General features: G+C 69.0%; 7 protein-coding genes. 5 read left to right on the top strand and 2 right to left on the bottom strand.

Features of this window, described 5'->3' with window-relative positions; translation table 11 throughout:
• The first annotated feature begins 81 nt into the window (after positions 1-81).
• From ACZ52C_RS40370 to ACZ52C_RS40390, 5 genes are all read left to right on the top strand, one after another.
• Positions 82-816 (top strand): flavin reductase family protein, encoded by a 735-nt coding sequence (locus ACZ52C_RS40370; RefSeq protein ID WP_469079520.1) that lies wholly within the window; start codon positions 82-84, stop codon positions 814-816.
• Complete coding sequence (locus tag ACZ52C_RS40375; protein WP_469079521.1) at positions 813-1607, top strand: alpha/beta fold hydrolase; 795 nt, start codon at positions 813-815, stop codon at positions 1605-1607. The genes ACZ52C_RS40370 and ACZ52C_RS40375 overlap by 4 nt, the downstream gene beginning before the upstream one ends.
• 125 nt (positions 1608-1732) lie before the next feature.
• Entirely contained in the window at positions 1733-2626 is an 894-nt protein-coding gene (locus ACZ52C_RS40380) for an alpha/beta hydrolase (RefSeq protein WP_469079522.1), read from the top strand.
• Positions 2627-2687: 61 nt separating this feature from the next.
• A complete protein-coding gene (locus ACZ52C_RS40385; protein WP_469079523.1) occupies positions 2688-3476 on the top strand; it encodes an enoyl-CoA hydratase/isomerase family protein in 789 nt (262 codons plus the stop codon).
• A 278-nt stretch (positions 3477-3754) separates the two neighbouring features.
• On the top strand, positions 3755-3883 hold the full coding sequence (locus ACZ52C_RS40390; RefSeq protein ID WP_469079524.1) for a hypothetical protein: 129 nt from the start codon (positions 3755-3757) through the stop codon (positions 3881-3883).
• 142 nt (positions 3884-4025) lie between these two features.
• Here ACZ52C_RS40390 and ACZ52C_RS40395 read toward each other — a convergent pair whose 3' ends face one another.
• Both ACZ52C_RS40395 and ACZ52C_RS40400 read right to left on the bottom strand, forming a co-directional pair.
• Positions 4026-5141, bottom strand: coding sequence for an alkene reductase (locus ACZ52C_RS40395; RefSeq protein ID WP_469079525.1), 1116 nt, complete (start codon positions 5139-5141; stop codon positions 4026-4028).
• 502 nt (positions 5142-5643) lie between these two features.
• On the bottom strand, positions 5644-6987 hold the full coding sequence (locus tag ACZ52C_RS40400) for an aldehyde dehydrogenase family protein (RefSeq protein WP_469079529.1): 1344 nt from the start codon (positions 6985-6987) through the stop codon (positions 5644-5646).
• Between the last annotated feature and the right edge of the window lie 286 nt (positions 6988-7273).

The following is a 7273-nucleotide window of genomic DNA, read 5'->3' on the forward strand; positions in this document are numbered from 1 at the left end:
TATGGTTCTTACATCCAGCGAGCACGGCGAGCGCCTCCGGGCACGTCGACTCACCGACGCAATGACGCGGAGGAACTGCAGATGATCATCGATGCGAGTGATCTCGACGCCACGGCTTCCTACAAGCTCCTGATCGGGAGCGTCCTTCCTCGTGCGGTCGCATGGGTGAGCACCGTCTCCACCACCGGCATCGGCAACATCGCGCCGATCTCCTTCTTCACGGTGGTGGGACGCAAGCCGCCCATGGTCTCCATCTCCCTGCAACCACGGTCGGACGGCCACACCCTCAAGGACACCTTCGTCAACATCCAGGACACCGGCGAGTTCGTGACCAACCTCGCGGTGCTCCCCCTGGCCGACCACGTCCACCGCTCCGCGCATGAATTCGACGCCGACGTCGACGAGTTCGAGGAACTCGGCCTGTCGAAGGCACCCTGCGAGGTCGTCCGGGCGCCCCGGGTCGAGGAGGCGCCGATCTCGTTCGAGTGCGTGGTGAACCGGATCATCCCCGTCGGGGACGCCCACGAGCACGTCGTCTGGGGCGAGGTGGTGCGGTTCCACATCAGGGACGATCTCTACCTGGAGCGCGGACGCATCGACACCGCCGCCCTCCCGGTCATCGGCCGCCTGGCCGCCGAATACACCCTCGTGGACAACGCCTTCTCCACCCCGCTCGACGCGAGCGTGCTCGACGCGTACCGAGGCCGGCGCATGACGCGCCTGGACGGCCGCGCGACGGGGTGGTCACCGATCGACACTCCTGAGTGGTCTCCCTCCGGAGCCACGATGACTCCCGGAAAGGACGGAGCGGCATGAGCACCGAACTCGTGGCCGGCACGGACACCTCCCCTCGGCGGACCGGCAAGGATGAGCTGACCCTGGTCTTCGTCCACGGCTTCCTCGACGACCGGCACGTCTGGGACGGCGTGATCCGGGAGTTGAAGAGCGAGGATGTCCACGTCGTGCAACTCGACCTGGCCGGACTCGGCGAGCGCACGGACGCGAACGGACCGTTCACCCTCGACCGCTTCACCTCCGAGGTCGGGGCCGTCGTGGACGCCCTCGACACACCGGTGGTGCTCATCGGGCAGAGCATGGCCGCCCCGATCGTGGAACTGGTGGCGGCCACGCGCAGTCGGCGGACGCTCGGCCTGGTGCTGGTGACACCGGTCCCGCTCGCCGGCGTGCGGCTGCCCGAAGAGGCGGTCGAACCCTTCCGAGCACTGGGCGGCAACCCCGCTGCGCAGCGGGCCGTGCGGCAGCAACTGTCCAGCAGCCTCGACGAGGCGGACCTGGACCGGCTCACGGCAGTCGGCGGCCGGGCGCGGCCCGAGGTGGTGCGCGAGCTCGTGAACTGCTGGAACACCGGACACCCGGCCGGGCTGCAGCCGAGCGGCTACCCGGGCCCCGTGCTGGTGATCCGTGGCGCGGACGACGGCTTCGTCACCGAAGACCTGGTCGCCGAAGGGGTGCTGAGCCGTTTTGGCTCGGTCCAGGCCACCGCGGTCGAAGGAGCCGGGCACTGGGTGCACGTCGAGCGGCCCTCGGCGGTCGCCGCGCTGCTCGACGCGTTCCTGGCCACGACGCCCACGGGCCTCACGGCCTGACCATCCAGCGCCACCGCGGTGGAGAACCGCAAACGCCCGCCCGCACAGCCCCGGGCACCACGCATTCCATGACAGCGGCGGCCGACAGCCAACCACCGGCCGCACCTCGCCAGGAAGGACGACCCATGACACAACGACTCGACATCGCCTTCACCGCGGAGGGTGGAGTCACCCTGCGCGGCTGGCTCTTCATCCCCGACGGCCCCGGCCCGCACCCGGCGATCACCATGGCCCACGGCTACGCGGGCGTGAAGGAACACGGGCTGGAGCCGTTCGCCGAGGCCTTCGCCGAGGACGGCTTCGTCGTCCTCCTCCACGACCACCGCGCCTTCGGCGCCAGCGAGGGCTTCCCCCGCCAGGACGTGGACCCCTGGCAGCAGATCGCCGACTGGCGTCGCGCCATCTCCTATCTGGAGAGCCGACCCGAAGTCGACCCCGACCGGATAGGCCTGTGGGGCACCAGCTACGCCGGGGGCCACGCCCTCGTCCTGGGCGCCACCGACCGGCGCCTGCGGTGCGTGGTCGCGCAGGTGCCCACGATCAGCGGCTACGAACAGGGCCTGCGCCGTGTCGCGCCGGACGCCGCCACCGGCCTTGAAGACGCCTTCGCGCAAGACGAGCGAGCGCAGTTCCATGGGGAGGCACCCCGTACACAGGCGATCGTCAGCGACGACCCCGCAGTGCCGGCAGCCTACCGGGCCAAGGACGCCATCGACTTCTACCTCCAGCAACTCCCGCCCGGCGCCTGGGAGAACCAGGTCACCCTGCGCTCCACCCGTGCCGCCCGCATGTACGAGCCGGGTGCCTGGATCAGCCGCGTCTCCCCCACCCCGCTGCTGCTCGTGGTCGCCGACCACGACACCGTCACGGTCACGGACCTGGCGCTCGCCGCCTACGAACGCGCGCTGCAACCCAAGGAGCTGGTCCTGCTGCCCGGCGGTCACTTCGACCCCTACCTCTCCCGGTTCGACGAGTCGAGCACGGCAGCCCGCGACTGGTTCCGCCGGCACCTGGCCTGAGGACGCCTCACCCGCTCCTGCCCACCCCACCCCCGTCAGACCCGACCGCAAGAAGGCCCCCATGCCCCACCTCACCCATACCGTCGCCGACGGCATCGCCACCGTGGTCCTGAACAACCCGCCGCAGAACCGCATCGACCGACAGATGGCCGACGAACTCGCCGCCGCGGTCGAGGACATCACTCGACGCAACGCCCGCGCCGTCCTCCTGCGCGCCGACGGACCCGATTTCTGCTTCGGCGGCGACATCGTCGACTGGCCCGACCAGAGCACCGCGGAACTCCGCGCGCTCTTCGAGCACTACATGGCTGTCTTCAACGCCTTCGAACGGCTCCCCATCCCCGTGATCGCCGCCGTCCAGGGTCGGTGCTCGGGCGGCGGCTTCGAGCTCGCCCTGCGCGCAGACATCATCATCGCCGCCGAATCCGCACACTTCGGCCACCCGGAACAGACGCTCGGCATCGTCACCCTCCTGGGCGGCATCTACCGCGTCGCCGAACGCGCGGGACGGGCCCGGGCCTTCGAGTGGGCACTCACCTCCGAGCAGATCCCCGCGCGGACCATGGCGGATGTCGGCGTCGTCAACCGCGTCGTGGCCGACGACACCCTGCTCCAGGAGGCAACAGACCTCGCGCGGAAGCTGGCCGACGGGCCCACCCGCGCCCATGCGGCGCACAAGGCACTTCTCCAGGTCTGGGCCGCCAATGGAACCACGGCCGCAGACCAAGTGATGTTCGACCTCGCCATGCCGCTCTTCGAAACGCAGGACGCCAGGGCCGGACTCGCCTCCGCCGTCACGGCATACAAGGCCGGCAGGCCGCGGCCCGCCCTCGAATTCCACGGTCGGTGATCAGCGAAGGCACTTCCGCCAGCCCCGTCGACCTGTCCCACGGCAGCTTCCAGGATTGCCACACCTGTCCGGGCAGACAGAGTGCCGGCGCCACCCACGGGCTACTGGAGTGCCTGGGAGCCCTGAACACCACGTGGCGCACGGTGCGTTACACGGTCGACTGGAGATGGCCGAAAGGGCGATGGCCGCTTTGCCGGGTTCTGCTGCGTCGACCGCCGTGCCGCTCCTACGATTCGTGGCCGGGCCGGTGCGCCGGAGAGCGCGGGGAGGGCGTGGAAATGCTGGAGCTGGAGCGGATCACTGCTCGCCGGAATGAACTGGGCACGCTCGCCGAGAAGTTGGCTGAGCGGCTGGCTGACGTCCAGGTCGAACCCGACAACTTCAGGGAGGTTAGTGAAGGACCGTGACCGCCCTGACGGTCCCGACGGTCCTCGAGCCGGTGATCGCCGGGGAGACCACGGGCTCAATGGGGCGGGCACGGTGTCGCCGGTCGGGTGCCTGTCCATGGGCGAGTGGGGCTGCCGCACGGACAGGTGTGACCCGTGGGCCTCAAGCCGTTTCGAGGAAGGGGTAGTCGGTGTAGCCCTCGGCGTCCAGCCCGTAGAACAGTTCCGGCCGCGGCTCGTTCTCCGGGTGGCCACCCTGCCAGCGCGCGACCAGGTCGGGGTTGGCGATGAGGGCCCGGCCCACGGCCACGGCGTCGGCGTGGTCGGCTTCGAGCTGCTGGAGGGCCCGCTCGCGGGTGGTCTGCCCCCCGCCGAGGGGGCCGTTGTTGACGATCAGCTTGCCGTCGAAGCGCCGTCGCAGTTCCTGTACCAAGTCGCCGCCCGGCTCGGCGTGCAGTACGGAGAGGTAGGCCAGGCCCAGCGGGCGCAGTTGGTCGAGCAGGGTGCCGTAGGTGGCCAGGACGTCGTCCCGGTCGGTCTCGAAGACGTCCCCGAAGTCGACCTCCGGTGAGATCCGAAGCCCGACCCGCTCGGCACCGACGGCCTGGGCGATGGCCGTGACGACCTCGACGACGAAGCGGGCGCGGTTGTGCGGCGAGCCGCCGTATTCGTCGGTGCGCTGGTTGGCCGCCGGGGAGAGGAACTGGTGGAGCAGGTAGCCGTTGGCGCCGTGGATCTCCACGCCGTCCGCTCCCGCCTCGGTGGCCCGGCGGGCCGCGGTGACGAAGTCCTTGAGGGCTGCACGGACCTCTGCGGTGGTCATCGCTTCCGGTACGGGGTAGGGCTGCTCGCCCTTCTCGGTGAACGTCTCGCCGCTGCGGGCGATCGCGCTGGGGGCGAGGACGCGGCGGCCACCGTTGATGTCGGGGTGGGTCTGGCGGCCGGCGTGCATGAGCTGCAGGACGATGCGGCCGCCCTCGGCGTGCACCGCCTCGAACACCCGCTGCCAGCCGGCTGCCTGCTCGTCGGTGGCGATGCCCGGCTCACCGACATACCCCTGCGACGCGTGGTCGGGGTAGGTGCCCTCGGCGATGATCAGCCCGACGCTCGCCCGCTGCCGGTAGTACTCGACCATCAGGTCCCCGGGGATGCCGGAGGAACCGGCCCGGACCCGGGTCATCGGTGCCATGACGATGCGGTTGGCGAGTTCGATCTTCCCGAGAGAGACGGGCGAGAAAAGTGAGGGAGCGGATGAAACTTCTGAAATATTGATACTCATGGGTTTCTTTCTGTAATACGGAGGGAAACGGGACGAAGGTCTGCGACGCAAGGGGTCCACGCTGTCCCGGCGGAGGCGCGGATGCGGTCCTCGGGCAGGCGACGGGCCCGCTGACGGTGACGCGGTTCCAGGACTGCGATCGGGGTGTGGGTGGTGTGGGCGGCGAACGTGGTGAGAGCCGCAGGCCGTCGGCGTCGGCGCCGGTCAAGCGCAACTGCCCGCCGAAGTACGGGCGTTCGCTCCTTGCGCACGATCAGCAGTAAGTCTGGTGACGAAGTGATGGGTGCCGCCGCCGGAGTCGGTACGGATCGGTCTCTGCAGGCCGAGCCGCGACCGACTCCCTCGACGCGCCCCCGCGAAGAGGGCCGATACACGGCTTCATTTGGAACGCGCTTCCGGCGGTGGCGGGAACAGCGATACCAGCGATCCTCATTCTCACCGACCTGAGGCACTTCCGCCGGCCGATCACCCATCGGACAGCCTGCTTCACGAAAGCGCGAGGCTAGCTGAGCGGCACGTCCACGACACCCTTGAGGTGGCTGAACGTCTCGAGGGAATACCGGCCGTGGTATCGGCCCATGCCGCTTTCACCGACACCACCGAACGGCAGGCCAGGCATGAGCAGCTGCATCGGCGGCTGGCCCCAGGCGACGCCGCCGGAGGACGTCTCGTTCACCAGGCGCGCCTTGACGGCCTCGGACTCGGTGAAGGCGTAGAGCGCGAGGGGCTTGTCGCGTTCATTGATGAAGCCGATGGCGGCATCGAGGTCCTCGACCTCCACGACGGGGAGGATCGGACCGAAGATCTCCTCCTGCATGACCGGCGATGCGGGGTCAACATCGGTGAGGACCGTCGGTGCGATGAACAGGTCGTCACGGTCGTGCTGGCCTCCCACCGCCACCCGGCCGGAATCCAGCAGAGCGGTGAGCCGGTCGAAATGCCGCTCGTTGATGATCCGAGAGAAGTCGGCCGCGGTCTGCGGATTGGAGCCGAACTGGGCTTCGACCGCCGCGCGCAGGGCGGGAACCAGTACGGCAGCGGTGGCAGCATCAGTCAGAACGTAGTCGGGGGCTATGCACTGCTGCCCCGCGGCGCCGAACTTGGCGCCGGCCAGCCGCTTCGCGGTCTCGTCCACATCGGCGTCGGGCGCCACGAAGACCGGCGACTTGCCTCCGAGTTCAAGCGTGACCGGGGTGAGGTTCTTGGCTGCCGCGGCCATGACGATCCGGCCGACCGTGCCATTGCCGGTGTAGAAGATGTGGTCGAAACGCTGCTCCAGGAGGGCCGTGGTCTCCTCGGCGCCCCCCTCGACCACGGCGAGCACGTCGGCGTCGAAGTACTGCCGCAGGAGGCGTGAAGCCACCGCCGATGTATGCACCGAGATCTCGCTCGGCTTGGCCACCACGGTGTTCCCGGCGGCCAGGGCGCCGACGAGGGGGTCGATGAGAAGATGCACCGGGAAATTCCACGGGGCGATCACCAGGACGACCCCGAGCGGGTCGTACTTGGTGTAAGCCGTGGTCGTGGGACCGAAGTGGGCGGGAACCTCCACCGGGCGGGGCTTGAGCCAGCCCTCGAGACTCGCCAGCGTCTCGTCGATGTGACCAACGGTGAAGTCGATCTCGACCTTCGCCTCCGTGACGCTCTTCCTCAGATCCGCGAAGAGCGCTTCGAGCAGCTCCTGCTCGTTTTCCACCAGCAGCGCCCGCAGCCGCCGCAGCTGGTCGACGCGCCAGTCCAGTGGGCGGGTGACGCCGGTGTTGAACGTCGCACGAAGGCGGCCCACCACCTCCGCGGCCGTCTCGCTCCGGTGCGTCCTCGACTCGGTCCCCTGTGTTGTGGTCATGGGATGTGCTCCGTTCTTGATGCACGCCACGCCGTCAAAGGCGTTGGTGGCATGCGGTGGTACCGGTTGATGTGCAACCCGGTGGATGACGGATGAAGGGTCAATCCGTGCCTTCACTGTAACCCATGTACGCGCTAACGCGAACATGAGGCGGGAGTTATCCTTCCCTCATGGCCAGTCGCACCTCATCGCCCCTCGTCCACCCCGACACGGACGACCTCGACCTCTTCAAGATCATGAGCGCACTGACCGACGAGACCCGGCTCACCATCGTCGTCACCCTCTC

It is taken from the genome of Streptomyces sp. NPDC034049 (assembly GCF_055575575.1).

Excerpts from the sequence above, each read along its gene's own strand:
- ACZ52C_RS40385 (WP_469079523.1), top strand. The coding sequence starts at position 2,688 with ATGCCCCACCTCACCCATACCGTCGCCGACGGCATCGCCACCGTGGTC.
- ACZ52C_RS40375 (WP_469079521.1), top strand. The coding sequence starts at position 813 with ATGAGCACCGAACTCGTGGCCGGCACGGACACCTCCCCTCGGCGGACC.
- ACZ52C_RS40390 (WP_469079524.1), top strand. The coding sequence starts at position 3,755 with ATGCTGGAGCTGGAGCGGATCACTGCTCGCCGGAATGAACTGGGCACG.
- ACZ52C_RS40400 (WP_469079529.1), bottom strand. The coding sequence starts at position 6,987 with ATGACCACAACACAGGGGACCGAGTCGAGGACGCACCGGAGCGAGACG.
- ACZ52C_RS40395 (WP_469079525.1), bottom strand. The coding sequence starts at position 5,141 with ATGAGTATCAATATTTCAGAAGTTTCATCCGCTCCCTCACTTTTCTCG.
- ACZ52C_RS40370 (WP_469079520.1), top strand. The coding sequence starts at position 82 with ATGATCATCGATGCGAGTGATCTCGACGCCACGGCTTCCTACAAGCTC.
- ACZ52C_RS40380 (WP_469079522.1), top strand. The coding sequence starts at position 1,733 with ATGACACAACGACTCGACATCGCCTTCACCGCGGAGGGTGGAGTCACC.